Source organism: Escherichia sp. WS338, assembly GCF_046486405.1.
Lineage (GTDB): Bacteria > Pseudomonadota > Gammaproteobacteria > Enterobacterales > Enterobacteriaceae > Escherichia > Escherichia coli.
Genome location: NZ_JBJQLL010000015.1, coordinates 58,072 through 74,604 on the forward strand (window position 1 = coordinate 58,072; position 16,533 = coordinate 74,604).

A 16,533-nucleotide genomic window follows, 5' to 3' on the forward strand; every position below is an offset into this window, starting at 1 on the left:
CAAGAAAATGACACAGAGAGCCGAATTATCTCCCGTTCGGCTCTCTCTCCTTTTACTCATTATTCAGATCAGAATTGCCACTTAATGCCAACCATTGCAGAGGTGTCATTATATCCCCTATCGGCAACCTGAACGCCCACATTCCCCCAGACATTCAGGTTGGCATTTAACTGTCCTTCCACACCCGTTTTTATCTCAGCAATATTTCGGGCTCCATCCTGAGTGACGGGCACGCCATCCATACTGGTGCTGAAATCCTTACTGTTATGCAGCCAGTTCACTTCTACAAACGGCTGGAACTCGCGGGATTTACCGCCATCCATTTTATGGTGGCTCTTCAGCCAGGTTTTTACGCCAAGTCGTGTTTGAACATTGCCATCACCGTTGCTATGAACGAGGGTTCCGTTGCTTTCGCGGTGATTATCGGCTTTGACTCCCATCCAGGTAACCTGTGCTTGCGGCTGAACATACCATTCATTACGCGTTCCCTGGCTGCCATTAAATTCAGCTAATTTGTGTTTGTATCCAGCTTCCAGTGAAGCGGTAAATCCTTTTGATTTATAGGATTCACTTTGTAAGTCATCCCCTTTCACTGTGTTATCAAACCAGCTGTACTGCGCCCAACTGTCGAGATACGCGCCATTACGCGACTCGTCATCGGCATACCAGGTGGCATAGAGGCCTGTGCTATATCCGTTCACACTCGCTTTTGCACGATAACCAGTTCGCGAGGAAATGGTTTTGCTGTCGCTGTTGCCATATCCCGCCATGACCCCAACATGCCAGCTGTCGCTGCCGTTTTGGCTCCACTGCGCGATATCGCCTCCCAGTTGCAGAACATAGCGATTGCTTTGGGTTTTCAGCTGGCCGCTGCCATCACGCCATTTATTATGACCACCTTCATGGCGCATCCACATAGTGGTTTGTTTCTGCTCACCCGTCACCATGTCGGTATAGTACGTATTACCCAGACGCTCATGCAGACGCGTGGTGAACATGGTATTCGCTGCTGCAAGGTTCGCAATGTAGCTACCCGCCTCCGGTCGCAGGTCATTATCCACATTCAGATCCGGACCCGGCGTAGGTGTCGGGTTAGGGTTCGGCTCTGGATTCGGGTTTGGCTCCGGATTCGGCATCGGGTCTGGCTCCGGCTGCAGTTCAGGAGAATCACTGCCGCTGGTCAGATACCAGTTACCACTATTTGCCCCTTGTCCACGCGCGAGAGTGTAGTCATATGCCCCCGCAACGATACGACCAGCCTGAACAAATTCGCCCTCAGACTTACCGTCAACATGGATAAGTTCGATACCGTTAAGGGTTTTCGCACCTGTACCGCCAGCGTTATTCACCGTAACGGCAGTCGTGCCGCTAGTATCGCCCTCGACAACCAATTTATCGGTTACTGAGTCATCGCCATTCAGTACCGTATTCATTACTAGTTGACCGTTATTACCGTGGTAGTTCCCCTTCACCACTAACACATTGCCAGCTTGCTGTCCTGACATTCCGGTCATCAGCGTACCGTTGTTGGTCAGATTGCCGCCCAGGGTGTAATTCACAGACGCAGCCGCTCTTTTTTCAGCGCTATTATTCAACGCCAGGGTACCGTTGTTCTCAACGTTTGCGCTACCCAATCCCTGCGCATGACTTACCAGGACATTAGCCGAATTAGCAATGTTCACATTCGCCGTCAGGTTGCTGTTATCGCCCGCGATGTCCAGCGTGCCGCCCTGAATATTCAGCTCTCCGCTCCCCGTTAACGAACCGGTTGAAGTGCCCCCGTTGGTAACCGTCAGACTCCCGCCGTTCAAGCTCAGCAGTGAATCGGCGCTGCCATTGAGCGTGCCCACGATCTGGCTGTGACCATTCATATCCAGTTCAGTCTCTGCCGCCAGACGCAGTTCATGGGTATTACCCAACACGTTATCGTTATTCAACAAAAGCGTCCCACTGCGCAGATCGGTAACACCGGTATAGTCGTTGTCTTTGTTAGAAAGCGATACGGTCTGACCCTTCTGGCTGCTGAATGCCAGGTCACCACTGCCGGTAATCTTTGCGCTGAGATCGGCGGCATTCTCGCTTTTACCGTTAGAGCTCAGCACCAGAGCATCGCTGTCGGTAGCGTGTAAATCAAGCTGGGTCAGGCCGTAACCGATATACAGACCGTCATTGTTTACCCCACTCGTCAGACGATAGTCGTAAGTGCCGACGGCCGCTTTTTGCCCATTCTGCTGAATATCACGTTGGGCACTGCTGGAGAGGATTTGCCCATTTTTATCCTGCAATTGCAGATTGCCCGCATCGCCCAGAACTTCCGCACCCTGCGCATCAACCAACTTAATGGTGCTGTTACCATCATCGACTTCAGTGAGCGATAACGCAGAGTCAATATCACGAGATACTGAGCGGACAACGTCACTGTCAGAAACCTGAATCACACCCTCGCCGCGCAAATCCAGCGTTTTACTCACGTTGACTGTCCCTTCTGTCATCTGTGCACCAGTTGCAAGGGCACCAAAATCAACGGTTCCGCCGGAGAATCCCAAAGTGCTAATGGAGTGAGCGCCCTTACCCACTGTTACCTGGCTTCCCTGACCCGCAGTGATCCCGCCTTTCTGCAGAAACTCCGCATTCTTTTCCAGGTTAAATGTCGTGTTCTGGAACGCCAGTGAACCCTGGAACCAGTCTGTATAAGCAAAATCATCGAAGGAGAATTCGTGATTCCCCATGTTTATTTCAACAATACCTCTACCTTCAAGATCGTTATCAAATACCCAATCTTTATTGGCATTGATTTGCAGTTTGCCATCAACATCCAGGTCCGCACGGCCGATGTTCTTGTCTTCAGAAATAACCGCGACAGCACCAGAAGCGACATCAATATATCCGCTGAATGCATAGTTATTGCCGGTCAGCGCCACTGTCCCACTGTCGATACTTATTGTACCGTTGCCGGAAATCTTATTGGCAAAGGTCATGCTATCGTCAGCCTTCAGGTGTAATTTCCCGCGGTTGGTGATATCTGCAGTGCCTATATTTTGGGTGATCCCCAACGCCCCATTTTTCTCAATCGTTACTTTGCCGCTAAAGGCAGAGTTATCACCGGTTAAGTAAGTCGTGCCATTGAGCGCATTGATGTAACCCAGGCCCTCGCTGCCACTGACAATATCCGCGGAAATAGTCGCGTCTTTATCCGTGTGGTTTAAGGTGATTTTCTTCTCGGATGTCTTTGCCCACACAAACTCAATTTTTTCGGCATCAATAATCCCTGCCGCTTTCGCTGCGCTTCCTTCCTGTGCACCTAACGCTAACTCAGAGTTGGTGCTTAAACTAATAGTCGGCGCAGAGATTTTACCACCTTCCGAAACAGCAAGTGTTGTATCGGAGTTTTGATCATAATAACCCAGGCTAATTTTCTCACTGGCATTAACTTCACCGCCGTTATTAACTGACAGGTACTGATTGCCACCGTAACTGCCGTAAACGCCCATAAAGAAGGTTTTAGAATTTACCTGGCTGCCTTCACCGCTGACATTTCCCTGCAAATAGGTCAGACGGCTGGTGCCCTTAACATGGATTTTGCCGCCGTTGGAGACATTAAAATAGCCGCGATCGTGTCTCATGCCTGAGTTTGATTCATACAAATCATCAGCATATAACTCGCTGCCAGCATTGGAGACATTCAGGAACCCCGTACCTTTCAGCAAAAAGTTAAGTGGGCCATTGATTGTTACCTTTCCTCCGGTAATATCCAACCCACCACCAGAAGCGAGAGTCAGACGCGGACGGGAAGTATCTGTCGCATTGATTACCAGATTGGCATTGTCAGTCACCGTAATACGGTAATCGATGCTCTGGTTCTCTTTGCCAAAATCAATAGTTTTATCCTAGTTTACGATGATATCATCGGCGAATACCAGAGATGAATATAAACTTATCGCGCTAATTAAAACAGCCCGGGACTTTTTTCCTTTTACTCTGCTCCCCAGCTCAGAGCAGACGCTCCAACAGTTACGGGACCTGTTCCACTTTAGCCGATATATTTTATTCATCACAATCTCCAGCAATACATCCAAATAAAACCAAGATTGCATAAACAGCAACGCATTAAATGCCATTCCGGTTACTGTTCATCGCATATAAAAATTCAAAAATTTTGCATAGCATTGGCAACCACATATCTGAGTATGTAGTTCAGAGGGTAATAAAATAGCAAGTTACTACTGAAAACTTATTTTAAGTTAACACTCTTAACTTTATCATTACATTCCACCCCAGTCTCTAATACCTGCGCATTATATGTATCCAGGAACTCAAATCAACTCATAATATAAACAAAAGCAGGAGAAATACATTTAATATACAGCCGGTAAAAGTGGTAACTCTTATTAGGTATCCAAATATAAGAATCGTCTTATTAATAAATATATAACCCTATAGGACTGAATCCATTCAGCTAATGCAAAATAAAATCGTTAATTAATAAAATATAAAATCATGAAGTGATACAAGAGGAATTTCAGGATATGACATGACAATCATATATAATATATGCATAATTTTTTACAGCGAGTCAATGATTCCCGCGCCATATGCAGACATGGCGCGGTTTTATGCAATAACAATCACGCGTCCGGGAACATCACGCTATGGCCCGGCGCTTCACGATGGAGATGGATAAAGTTAAGGTGCCGCTCGTACTGGTCGAGAATATCGGTGATCACCTGCTCTTTGCTGTAGTCCATCAGGTCGTTGCCCTGGCTGCCTTCTAACAGGAAGGTTTCCAGCCGGTAGTAGGTCGATTTCCCGCTACGTGCGCGGTAGGTAAAGCCCGGCACCGAATATTGCTGCGGCCAAATCTGATAGACAAAGTTTTGCTCTTCGCCCATATGCACCAACAAATCCAGATGCCCCAACTGTTGTCCCTCTTCCGGCGGCAGGTTTTTTAGCTCCACGTACGCGCCGCGCAACCGCAGCTCCTGCGCCACTTCTTCCATTGCCGGGTAACAGACCGTCTCCATCATCTGTTTAGTGTAACGCGTGCCCGGATAATTCATCAGGCGCGAGAGACGTTTTTTCCAGCTCAGGCGATCCTGAAGCCCCAGCGGTCGCGGCGCGGTATCGCGGTTGGCACTTTCACGGCGGTAATCTTCTACCTTCAGAGATTTATACAACCCCGCCATCACGAAGAAAATCACAAAGCTGAACGGCAGCCCCATGATTACCGTGGTGTTTTGCAGCGCGGATATCCCGTTGGTCATCAGCATGCCGAGCGTCAGCAGGCCAATCGCCACCGACCAGAAGACGCGCAGCCAGCCGGGGGCGTCGCTGTTGATATCTTTAAGCTGCGAGGTGAAATTCCCCAGCACCAGCGCACCGGAGTCCGCCGAGGTCACATAAAACAGCAGGCCAGTAATGGTGGCGACGGAGGCGCTAAAGGTAAACGCCGGATACTGCGCCAGCAGGCTGTAGAAGCCGCGCTCCGGATGGACCATCGCTTCCTCGGCAAATGCCGCGCCGCCGTGGATGATTTCATACAGCGCGCTATTGCCGAACACCGAGAGCCATAACAGCGTGAAGGTAAACGGAATAATCAACGTGCCCAGCACGAACTGGCGAATGGTACGCCCGCGCGAGATACGCGCCAGAAACAGGCCGACAAACGGCGACCATGCCACCCACCATGCCCAGAAGAAGAGCGTCCAGTTATTCATCCACTCAACCGGACGGTCGAAGGCAAAACTGTTGAGCGTCATGCCCATAAAGCGATTCACATAGTCGCCAACGTTCAGCACCAGCGCATTAAGCAGGAACGAGGTGTCGCCCATAAACAGCACGAAAAGGATCAATCCCAGCGCCAGCGCAACGTTAAGTTCCGATAACACACGAATGCCCTTATCGACACCGGAGGTGACAGAGATCGTGGCGATGATCACCGACAAGGCGATCAGTGCCGCTTTCGCCGCCATTGAATCGGGAATATCAAACAGTACGCTCAAGCCATAGTTAAGCTGCACCACACCGATACCGAGCGTAGTGGCAATACCGAAGATGGTGCCGATTACCGCTGCAATATCCACTGAATGACCAATCGGCCCGTTAATCCGTTTACCGAAGATCGGGTACAGCGCCGAGCGGATGGTGAGCGGCAAATTATAACGATAGCTAAAGTATCCGAGCGCCATGCCCATCAGCGCATACATCGACCAGCCGGTTAAGCCGTAGTGAAACAGCGTCCAGACCATCGCCTGACGCGCGGCCTCAATCGTCTGACCCGCGCCTTCCGGCGGCTGCATATACTGCGTTACCGGTTCGGCTACGGAGAAGAACATCAGGTCGATACCGATCCCGGCAGCAAACAGCATCGCCGCCCAGCTCAGCAGGCTGAATTCCGGTTTGGATTGTTCTGGCCCGAGCTTCACCGAACCAAAACGCGAACAAGCAATACAGACCACAAAGACAATATAGAGCGTTGCCGCCAGCAGATAGTACCAACCGAAGGTTTTAGAAACCCAGTCCAGCGTGCGGCCAATCCACAGGGCCGAGAAGTCGCGAAACAGGATCGTTGTCAGGGAAAACAACAAAATCAGTCCGGCGGAAGTGTAAAACACCACCGGATTGATTTTGTCCTTTTCCCTGCTGTGTGAAAGGTCTGTCATCCAGTATCCCCACTGTTATTGTTACCATTTAAAATCAAATTCGTAACAATTAAGACACATTTTATATTGAACGTCCAATCAATAACCGCTTTAATAGATAAACAACGCTGATGAATGGAGTGGCGAAAATGCCCAAATTGGGGATGCAGTCGATCCGGCGCAGACAACTGATCGACGCCACGCTGGAAGCAATAAATGAAGTGGGCATGCACGATGCAACGATCGCGCAGATCGCCCGCCGTGCAGGCGTTTCTACGGGGATCATCAGCCACTATTTCAGGGACAAAAATGGTCTGCTGGAAGCAACCATGCGCGATATCACCAGTCAGCTACGTGACGCGGTTTTGAATCGATTACATGCACTTCCGCAGGGCAGTGCAGAGCTGCGATTACAGGCGATTGTTGGTGGAAACTTCGATGAAACCCAGGTGAGCAGTGCGGCGATGAAAGCCTGGCTGGCCTTCTGGGCCAGCAGTATGCATCAGCCGATGCTCTATCGCTTGCAGCAGGTCAGTAGCCGCCGCTTATTGTCGAATCTGGTGAGCGAATTTCGCCGCGAGTTACCGCGCCAACAGGCACAGGAAGCGGGCTACGGCCTTGCCGCGCTGATTGACGGATTATGGCTGCGCGCGGCACTGAGCGGCAAAGCGCTGGATAAACCTCTCGCACACTCGCTGACCCGTCACTTTATTACTCAGCATTTACCCACCGATTAACCGAGGAAACGTGATGTCCCGAATGGCAGAACAGCAGCTTTATATACATGGTGGTTATACCTCCGCCACCAGCGGTCGCACCTTCGAGACCATTAACCCGGCCAACGGTAACGTGCTGGCGACCGTGCAGGCCGCCGGGCGTGAGGATGTCGATCGCGCCGTGAAGAGTGCCCAACAAGGGCAAAAAATCTGGGCGGCGATGACCGCTATGGAGCGCTCGCGTATTCTGCGTCGGGCCGTTGATATTCTGCGTGAACGCAATGACGAACTCGCAAAACTGGAAACCCTCGACACCGGAAAAGCGTATTCGGAAACCTCAACCGTCGATATCGTTACCGGTGCGGACGTGCTGGAGTACTACGCCGGGCTGATCCCGTCGCTGGAAGGCAGCCAGATCCCATTGCGTGAGACGTCATTTGTTTATACCCGCCGCGAACCGCTGGGCGTAGTGGCAGGGATTGGCGCATGGAACTACCCGATCCAGATTGCCTTGTGGAAATCCGCCCCGGCGCTGGCGGCAGGCAACGCGATGATTTTCAAACCGAGCGAAGTCACCCCGCTTACCGCGTTAAAGCTGGCCGAAATTTACAGCGAAGCGGGCCTGCCGGACGGCGTATTTAACGTGCTGCCGGGCGTAGGTGCGGAAACCGGGCAGTATCTGACCGAGCATCCGGGCATTGCCAAAGTGTCATTTACCGGCGGTGTCGCCAGCGGCAAAAAAGTGATGGCTAACTCGGCGGCTTCCTCCCTGAAAGAAGTGACCATGGAGCTGGGCGGTAAATCACCGCTGATCGTTTTCGACGATGCGGATCTCGATCTCGCCGCTGATATCGCCATGATGGCGAACTTCTTCAGCTCCGGTCAGGTGTGTACCAACGGCACCCGCGTGTTTATTCCGGCGAAATGCAAAGCCGCATTTGAACAAAAGATTCTGGCTCGCGTTGAGCGCATTCGCGCGGGCGACGTTTTCGATCCGCAAACTAACTTTGGCCCGCTGGTCAGCTTCCCGCATCGCGATAACGTGCTGCGTTACATCGCCAAAGGCAAAGAGGAAGGCGCGCGCGTACTGTGCGGCGGCGATGTACTGAAAGGCGATGGCTTCGATAACGGCGCATGGGTTGCACCGACCGTGTTCACCGATTGCCGCGACGAAATGACCATCGTGCGCGAAGAGATCTTCGGTCCGGTGATGTCGCTTCTCACTTATGAATCTGAGGACGAAGTGATTCGCCGCGCCAATGATACCGACTACGGCCTGGCGGCGGGCATCGTGACGGCGGACCTGAACCGCGCGCATCGCGTCATTCATCAGCTGGAAGCGGGTATTTGCTGGATCAACACCTGGGGCGAATCCCCTGCAGAGATGCCCGTTGGCGGCTACAAACACTCCGGCATTGGTCGCGAGAACGGCGTGATGACGCTCCAGAGTTACACCCAGGTGAAGTCCATCCAGGTTGAGATGGCTAAATTCCAGTCCATATTCTAACCAGGAGGTTTATTTGCAATTTGACTACATCATTATTGGTGCCGGCTCAGCTGGCAACGTTCTCGCTACCCGTCTGACTGAAGATCCGAACACAACCGTGCTGCTGCTTGAAGCAGGCGGCCCGGACTATCGCTTTGACTTCCGCACCCAGATGCCCGCCGCGCTGGCGTTCCCGTTACAGGGTAAACGCTATAACTGGGCCTATGAGACGGAACCGGAACCGTTTATGAACAACCGTCGCATGGAGTGCGGACGCGGTAAGGGGCTTGGCGGGTCATCACTGATCAACGGCATGTGTTACATCCGTGGTAACGCGCTGGATCTCGATAACTGGGCGAAAGAACCCGGTCTGGAGAACTGGAGCTACCTCGACTGTCTGCCCTACTATCGCAAGGCCGAGACTCGCGATGTGGGCGAGAACGACTACCACGGCGGTGATGGCCCGGTGAGCGTCACCACCTCCAAACCCGGCGTCAATCCGCTGTTTGAAGCGATGATTGAAGCGGGCGTGCAGGCGGGCTACCCGCGCACGGACGATCTCAACGGCTATCAGCAGGAAGGTTTTGGCCCGATGGATCGCACCGTCACGCCGCAGGGCCGTCGCGCCAGCACCGCGCGTGGCTATCTCGATCAGGCCAAATCGCGCCCTAACCTGACCATTCGTACTCACGCCATGACCGATCACATCATTTTTGACGGCAAACGCGCGGTGGGCGTCGAGTGGCTGGAAGGCGACAGCACCATTCCGACCCGCGCGGCGGCGAATAAAGAAGTGCTGTTATGTGCAGGCGCGATTGCTTCACCGCAGATCCTGCAACGCTCCGGCGTCGGCAACGCTGAACTGCTGGCGGAGTTTGATATTCCGCTGGTGCATGATTTACCCGGCGTCGGCGAAAATCTTCAGGATCACCTGGAGATGTATCTGCAATATGAGTGCAAAGAACCGGTTTCCCTCTACCCTGCCCTGCAGTGGTGGAATCAGCCGAAAATCGGTGCGGAGTGGCTGTTTGGCGGCACCGGCGTTGGTGCCAGCAACCACTTTGAAGCAGGCGGATTTATTCGCAGCCGTGAGGAATTTGCGTGGCCGAATATTCAGTACCATTTCCTGCCAGTGGCGATTAACTATAACGGCTCGAACGCAGTGAAAGAGCACGGCTTCCAGTGCCACGTCGGATCGATGCGCTCGCCAAGCCGTGGGCATGTGCGGATTAAATCCCGCGACCCGCACCAGCATCCGGCGATTCTGTTTAACTACATGTCGCACGAGCAGGACTGGCAGGAGTTCCGCGACGCAATTCGCATCACCCGGGAGATCATGCATCAACCGGCGCTGGATCAGTATCGTGGCCGCGAAATCAGCCCCGGCGCGGAATGTCAGACGGATGAGCAGCTCGATGAGTTCGTGCGTAACCACGCCGAAACCGCGTTTCATCCGTGCGGTACCTGCAAAATGGGTTATGACGAGATGGCAGTGGTTGACGCCGAAGGCCGCGTACACAGGCTGGAAGGCCTGCGCGTGGTGGATGCGTCAATTATGCCGCAAATTATCACCGGCAATTTGAACGCTACGACGATTATGATTGGCGAGAAAATGGCGGATATGATTCGCGGGCAAGAAGCGTTGCCGAGGAGCACGGCAAGATATTTTGTGGCAAATGGGATGCCGGTGAGAGCGAAAAAAATGAGTCGTGATGTGAACTAACTCAGGAACCTATCAGATTGAGAGTTACCGTTCTACTATGAGGACCGAATCCTTATATAAAACACTGAGGTAACTCTCATGCTTCATATCCGCAGTCCCGCCATCAAACTTTAAGCCGATTCGCTCAATCTGGCGGATGATGGTGCTATGGATACGCTGATAAACCACAAGTGTAATGCCACTCAGCTTAAGAATCACGCAACCAGTGCTCCTGGCTAGGGTTACTTGTTCTTTCCCACTCCCGGTTAGCAGTGGTCAGCGATCAACTGCGTAAGCCGGGCGTATTTATCCCAAAGCGTGGAGTAATATCAGGTCTACGCTAAAAAAGTCAATTTATTCGGTTATCATGCACGAAAAGGGGACTTGTGGCGAGTATAAAAATAAGTCAGACCCAAAAACTACGTGGAGCTTTAAACACGGTTCGTATAATTTATTAGCAGCGATTTATTTTTACCCTTCTTTAATCAGTCATCATGATTAAATATTTTTTATCACAAGATTATCGCTTCTCTAACATTTTATTTTTTATTTATTATCAATTGATAAGAAAAAATTGTTAGTACGTTTTTGCAAAAAATTAAAAGTGTTGGAATACACTTAAACAAATGAACAAAAACCAAACAAACTGAGATTTGCAATCAGAAAAAATTATTCAAGAGAACATCTCTAATTTATTGGTAGCGTCCATGAACGATGATTTCCTCACAACCAAAAAGTAAAGAAAATCTTATGATAAGATATATTTGTAAATTAGTATTATTAACGTCAAAGATCTTTTCTTTTCTGCACCCTTACTTTGCAACGCATAAAAAACAAATAAAATCAATAATATATGCAGAAAAAGTTATTTTACGTAAAAATAACATTAAATAAATCAAGACTATTGAACATCACTAAAACATTAGACGTAATACACATTCACCCCCGCTCCTTGACTCAGGGTTTTAATATTTTTTGTTTCACATCATTGTAGAAAAAATCGCGCATTAAAAATGAGTTGTAGAAAAACCGCACAATAAATATTTCATATTTAATCTATTGCGTAGAACTACTATTCAAAAAATCTTATTAATGAGATAATGAAATTACATCGATAACGTTCTGATTGCAGGCACACTTATCTGGGTGTGCCTCTTTTTTTTACAACTGTACACGGTGGCGTATGACGAGAAAATATCTCACACAGGATGAAGTCTACAGGCTGATGGATGCAGCCCAGAGCATGTCCTTTCCTGAAAGAAATCGCTGTCTAATTATGATGGCTTTCATTCACGGTTTTAGGGCCAGTGAACTTCTTGATTTACGTTTATCCGATATTGATGCATCAGGAAAACAACTTAATATCCGGCGTATTAAAAATGGCTTCTCGACAACACATCCTCTTCTTCCTGATGAATATAATTTGATCAAGTTGTGGCTTAAGCAGAGGAAGTTAATTGAAAATGGAGTTGAAGGAGACTGGCTTTTTCTCTCCCGGAAACGCCGCCCTATCAGCAGACAACATTTTTTTTCGATCATTCGTGAGGCAGGAAGACGTGCAGGATTAGCTGTAAAAGCACATCCTCATATGTTACGTCATGCCTGTGGATTTGCTCTGGCTGACAATGGTGTCGATACCCGACTACTTCAGGATTATCTGGGTCATCGAAATATTCAGCATACTGTCAGATACACAGCCAGTAATGCTGCTCGATTTAAAGGGGTGTGGAAAAAAAAGCCTCGTTAAAACAGTACCTTCTGAATCAAAATGTCAGGTTTTGTAGCAATGGCGTGGACGAGTCTGAATGAAGAAGCCTCTGGTTATTATCAGTGCCTGTCAGTTCACCAGGCTGGCACTGGAGTCTCTCATCCCAACGGACAGGTATATCGTGCGGGTGTACAGCAACGTCACTACAGAGGTTGAATTCGTTTTAAAGACCTCCTGTGGCTACCTGTTAGCTGATATCCCATCGCTTCCTTCGGGAGAGTTGGTTCTTCTGGCTTGTCTTGTCCGCTTGCGGAGTGATGCCGGGCAATGGCAGGTCTGCCTGACCGGTGACTCCGACTGGTTCGATAATGCTCCTGCTGCAAGTCTGTATAACGGCTTCCCACGCATCGGCACCATGCTGACAGCGAGTCGTTATCAGAATCAAATTATCCGCTGGTTACTACGTCCTTTGCCCGGCGATATGAGCGATTTCTGGCTCCTGACTGCACGGGAGTTGAGCGTGCTTAAGATTCTGATGCAGGGCATGAGTTTCAGTGAGATTGCCCGTTATGAACAACGCAGTTCAAAGACCCTGCATGCGATTGCCACACGGGCTTTAATGAAACTTGGACTGGGAACACTGAGCGATTTCAGGCTGCTCTATACGGGATGCGGTGACAGCAGAGTGAAACGGAATATACGGCTACATGCAAAATATATCGGACAACATTCCGCTCATCGACTCACTCAGTATGTGCAGAACATGGTATCCGGAATTCTTTATCCAGAGAAAGTTGCCGTTGGTGAATCAATAAATTCTGACGCCATATCCGGAAAAGTACTTTCCGGACAAAGAAAAAATATGTCTAAAAAAAGACCAGGATTGTTATGACACAGCAGCGTTGTTACTACCCCCCACTGCGGCGCATACGGACTCGCTACAGTGTAGGAGCCAAAATATTTCTACTGCTCTGGGCTGCAGGATTGGGAGGCACGCTGTACAGCCTGTACAGCGTGCTGGCGTACTGACATCTGTGAGGGAAGGATGCGTTTCGTTCTTTTCTGTCCCTCAGGAATTGTACCAGCGCAGTTCGCAGCTCTATCAACCGGTTCTGTCGGCAATGTTACCTGCATCAGAACAGAAGAGGAGTTACGCAATAAATTGCGGCACAGGCCACAGAATGTCGTGATATCGGCAGGGCGACCTGCCGAATGCGCTGAAATGTGGTTCCGATTTTATCGGGATCACTCATTCGTGGTGGTGTTGTGCGTCGCACCCTTTTTTCTGCCACCAGATGTGAGTATTTCTGGCGTTCTCAAAAACCTGAGGTTACTGAAACCAGGAATGTCAGTAGAGCGTGTCATCAGTATTGCAAATGCCTCTGGTGGGTTTTCAGGGCTGAAACATGCAGAAATTTTGCCAGTTATGGACAGTTACTCTGTCTTTATGAAAGAGGTGAATAACCGCACAAAGACAATCGTCATGTCAGAACGCTTCCCGGAAAAGCAAAAGAAGGTGTTGTCGTTGCTTCTTGCCGGACACAGCTGGGAATACAGTGCGCAGTTTCTCAAAACGGGGATAAGACAGATATGGCTTGCCGAGCAGTCGCTAAAAAAGCGTTGGGGAATACCGGACAGCATGTCATTGCGGGAAGCCCTGCTGCTGAGCAGCAATAATTTTCACGGTGATGGAAATGCATTGGAAACAACGAATGCCATGACATTGCGTGAAAACGGAAATACCAACAGGTATTCCGTGGTGGTAAATGCAGGGACGCAGGCTTTATCTCTGCATAAATATAAATAAGTGGGAAATTGAAATTAGTTACCAGAATGGAGAATTTCTTCATGAAAAACAGTAAGGCATTTTACCGCAGCGCATTAGCAACAGCTATTGTTATGGCTCTTTCTGCACCAGCATTCGCTGCTGATAACGCGGTATCAACTACACCGGTTACATTGGATAAAGATAAGACAACTCTGGAACAAGATGTTGTTATTAGTGGTACTACACAGATTACAGCCGCAACAATTAATGCGGAAGATAAAGACCTTAATGTTACTTTTGGTGGTCATGATATTACTGCTGAATCAACGGCAGATAAAGAATTCGTTAAAGGTGTAAAAGTTAGCGGTGACAAAAATGTTGTGATTAATGCTACAGGCTCCACCATCACAGCTCAAGGTGAAGGCACCTATGCCCGGACTGCAATGGTCATTGATTCAACTGGCGATGTTGTTGTTAATGGCGGTAATTTCGTTGCAAAAAATGAAAAAGGTAGTGCGACAGGGATATCTCTGGAAGGGGCCCAGGGAAATAATGTCACGCTTAATGGCACAACCATAAATGCTCAAGGTAATAAGAGTTCCAGCAACGCCTCCACGGCAATTTTTGCTCAAAAGGGTAGCTTATTGAATAGTTTTAACGGTGATGCAACCGACAACATTACCCTTGCTGGCTCAAATATTATTAATGGTCGGATTGAAGCAATAGTTATTGCCGGGAATAATACGGGAACTCATACAGTCAACCTGAATATTAAGGATGGCTCAGTAATTGGGGCGGCTAATAATAAACAAACAATTTATGCCTCTGCTTCGGCACAAGGCGCAGGTTCAGCAACGCAAAATTTAAATTTGTCTGTTGCTGATTCAACCATCTACTCTGATATCCTGGCCCTTTCTGAAAGCGAGAATTCAGTCGGTACCACAACAAATGTAAACATGAACGTTGCCCGCTCTTACTGGGAAGGTAATGCTTATACCTTCAATAGCGGCGATAAAGCGGGTAGTAATCTGGATATAAATCTTTCCGATAGTTCAGTCTGGAAAGGCAAAGTTTCAGGGGCAGGAGATGCCAACGTATCTCTGCAAAACGGGTCTGTCTGGAATGTTACGGGTTCCTCAACTGTTGATGCTCTGGCAGTAAAAGACAGTACGGTAAATATCACGAAGGCTACAGTCAATACTGGCACGTTTGTTTCTCAAAACGGCACTCTGATTGTTGATGCCTCTTCTGAAAACACTCTGGATATCAGCGGAAAAGCGAGCGGTGACTTGCGTGTTTACAGTGCGGGTTCATTGGATCTTATCAATGAACAAACGGCATTTATTTCTACCGGCAAAGACAGCACTCTAAAAGCCACAGGCACAACGGAAGGTGGTCTGTATCAATATGACCTGACACAGGGAGCTGATGGTAACTTTTATTTCGTAAAAAACACGCATAAAGCATCCAACGCCAGCTCCGTGATTCAGGCAATGGCAGCTGCTCCGGCTAACGTTGCTAATCTGCAGGCTGACACGCTCTCCGCCCGTCAGGATGCTGTCCGTCTGAGCGAAAATGACAAGGGCGGCGTATGGATTCAGTACTTTGGCGGTAAACAGAAACATACCACCGCGGGAAATGCATCCTATGACCTGGATGTAAATGGTGTAATGCTGGGTGGTGATACCCGCTTCATAACTGAAGATGGTAGCTGGCTGGCCGGTGTGGCGATGTCTTCTGCGAAAGGTGACATGACTACCATGCAGAGCAAAGGTGACACTGAAGGTTACAGCTTCCACGCTTACCTGAGCCGCCAGTATAACAACGGTATCTTCATTGATACTGCTGCACAGTTTGGTCACTACAGCAACACGGCAGATGTTCGCCTGATGAATGGTGGCGGTACCATCAAAGCTGACTTTAACACCAATGGTTTTGGTGCGATGGTTAAAGGCGGTTACACATGGAAAGACGGTAATGGCCTGTTTATTCAGCCATATGCCAAACTGTCTGCTCTGACTCTGGAAGGTGTGGATTATCAACTCAACGGCGTGGACGTTCATTCTGACAGCTATAACTCTGTGCTGGGTGAGGCCGGTACGCGCGTGGGTTATGACTTCGCTGTGGGCAACGCGACCGTTAAACCTTATCTGAATCTGGCCGCACTGAACGAATTCTCTGATGGCAACAAAGTCCGTCTGGGTGATGAGTCTGTCAATGCCAGCATTGACGGTGCAGCATTCCGCGTGGGTGCAGGTGTACAGGCTGATATCACCAAAAACATGGGAGCATATGCAAGCCTTGACTACACCAAAGGTGACGACATTGAGAATCCGCTACAGGGTGTAGTTGGTATCAATGTGACCTGGTAAGAATAAAGCAGTCGGTTCCCCTGTCGACTGTTATACCCCCTGCAGGCAGCAGTATGCTGCCTGCAGGCTATAAATATCCAGTATTCATGATGCTGGATATTTGCTGATATTTAACCCGAACATTCCTGATACAGACTATTAAT

8 protein-coding genes and 1 pseudogene are annotated in these 16,533 nt (G+C 49.4%); 7 read left to right on the top strand and 2 right to left on the bottom strand.

The window, feature by feature from the left end; translation table 11 throughout:
* Positions 1-68: 68 nt before the first annotated feature.
* Both ehaA and betT read right to left on the bottom strand, forming a co-directional pair.
* A pseudogene (gene ehaA / locus ACJHWT_RS14905) lies at positions 69-4,052 on the bottom strand (autotransporter adhesin EhaA).
* A gap of 573 nt (positions 4,053-4,625) precedes the next feature.
* A complete protein-coding gene (gene betT, locus ACJHWT_RS14910) occupies positions 4,626-6,659 on the bottom strand; it encodes a choline BCCT transporter BetT (protein WP_000131040.1) in 2,034 nt (677 codons plus the stop codon).
* Between the two features lie 128 nt (positions 6,660-6,787).
* On the opposite strand from betT, the gene betI reads away from it, so the two are divergent.
* From betI to hyxB, 7 genes are all read left to right on the top strand, one after another.
* Positions 6,788-7,375, top strand: coding sequence for a transcriptional regulator BetI (gene betI / locus ACJHWT_RS14915; protein WP_001314510.1), 588 nt, complete (start codon positions 6,788-6,790; stop codon positions 7,373-7,375).
* Between the two features lie 13 nt (positions 7,376-7,388).
* On the top strand, positions 7,389-8,861 hold the full coding sequence (betB, locus tag ACJHWT_RS14920) for a betaine-aldehyde dehydrogenase (RefSeq protein ID WP_000089090.1): 1,473 nt from the start codon (positions 7,389-7,391) through the stop codon (positions 8,859-8,861).
* Positions 8,862-8,874: 13 nt separating this feature from the next.
* A complete protein-coding gene (betA, locus tag ACJHWT_RS14925) occupies positions 8,875-10,563 on the top strand; it encodes a choline dehydrogenase (RefSeq protein WP_001159121.1) in 1,689 nt (562 codons plus the stop codon).
* 1,162 nt (positions 10,564-11,725) lie between these two features.
* A complete protein-coding gene (ipbA, locus tag ACJHWT_RS14930; RefSeq protein ID WP_001362381.1) occupies positions 11,726-12,289 on the top strand; it encodes a tyrosine-type DNA invertase IpbA in 564 nt (187 codons plus the stop codon).
* A 58-nt stretch (positions 12,290-12,347) separates the two neighbouring features.
* Positions 12,348-13,142: a LuxR family transcriptional regulator HyxR gene (gene hyxR / locus ACJHWT_RS14935; protein WP_001317642.1), complete on the top strand. Its 795-nt coding sequence runs from the start codon at positions 12,348-12,350 to the stop codon at positions 13,140-13,142.
* A gap of 153 nt (positions 13,143-13,295) precedes the next feature.
* The gene (hyxA, locus tag ACJHWT_RS14940) at positions 13,296-14,057 is read left to right on the top strand and encodes a protein HyxA (RefSeq protein WP_001695470.1); all 762 of its coding nucleotides are present in this window, start codon (positions 13,296-13,298) and stop codon (positions 14,055-14,057) included.
* Positions 14,058-14,098: 41 nt separating this feature from the next.
* Positions 14,099-16,390, top strand: coding sequence for an outer membrane autotransporter HyxB (gene hyxB, locus ACJHWT_RS14945; RefSeq protein ID WP_000798062.1), 2,292 nt, complete (start codon positions 14,099-14,101; stop codon positions 16,388-16,390).
* Positions 16,391-16,533: the final 143 nt, after the last annotated feature.

Coding starts and splice junctions, on each gene's coding strand:
- ipbA (WP_001362381.1), top strand. CDS start 11,726: ATGACGAGAAAATATCTCACACAGGATGAAGTCTACAGGCTGATGGAT.
- hyxA (WP_001695470.1), top strand. CDS start 13,296: ATGCGTTTCGTTCTTTTCTGTCCCTCAGGAATTGTACCAGCGCAGTTC.
- hyxB (WP_000798062.1), top strand. CDS start 14,099: ATGAAAAACAGTAAGGCATTTTACCGCAGCGCATTAGCAACAGCTATT.
- betT (WP_000131040.1), bottom strand. CDS start 6,659: ATGACAGACCTTTCACACAGCAGGGAAAAGGACAAAATCAATCCGGTG.
- betB (WP_000089090.1), top strand. CDS start 7,389: ATGTCCCGAATGGCAGAACAGCAGCTTTATATACATGGTGGTTATACC.
- hyxR (WP_001317642.1), top strand. CDS start 12,348: ATGAAGAAGCCTCTGGTTATTATCAGTGCCTGTCAGTTCACCAGGCTG.
- betI (WP_001314510.1), top strand. CDS start 6,788: ATGCCCAAATTGGGGATGCAGTCGATCCGGCGCAGACAACTGATCGAC.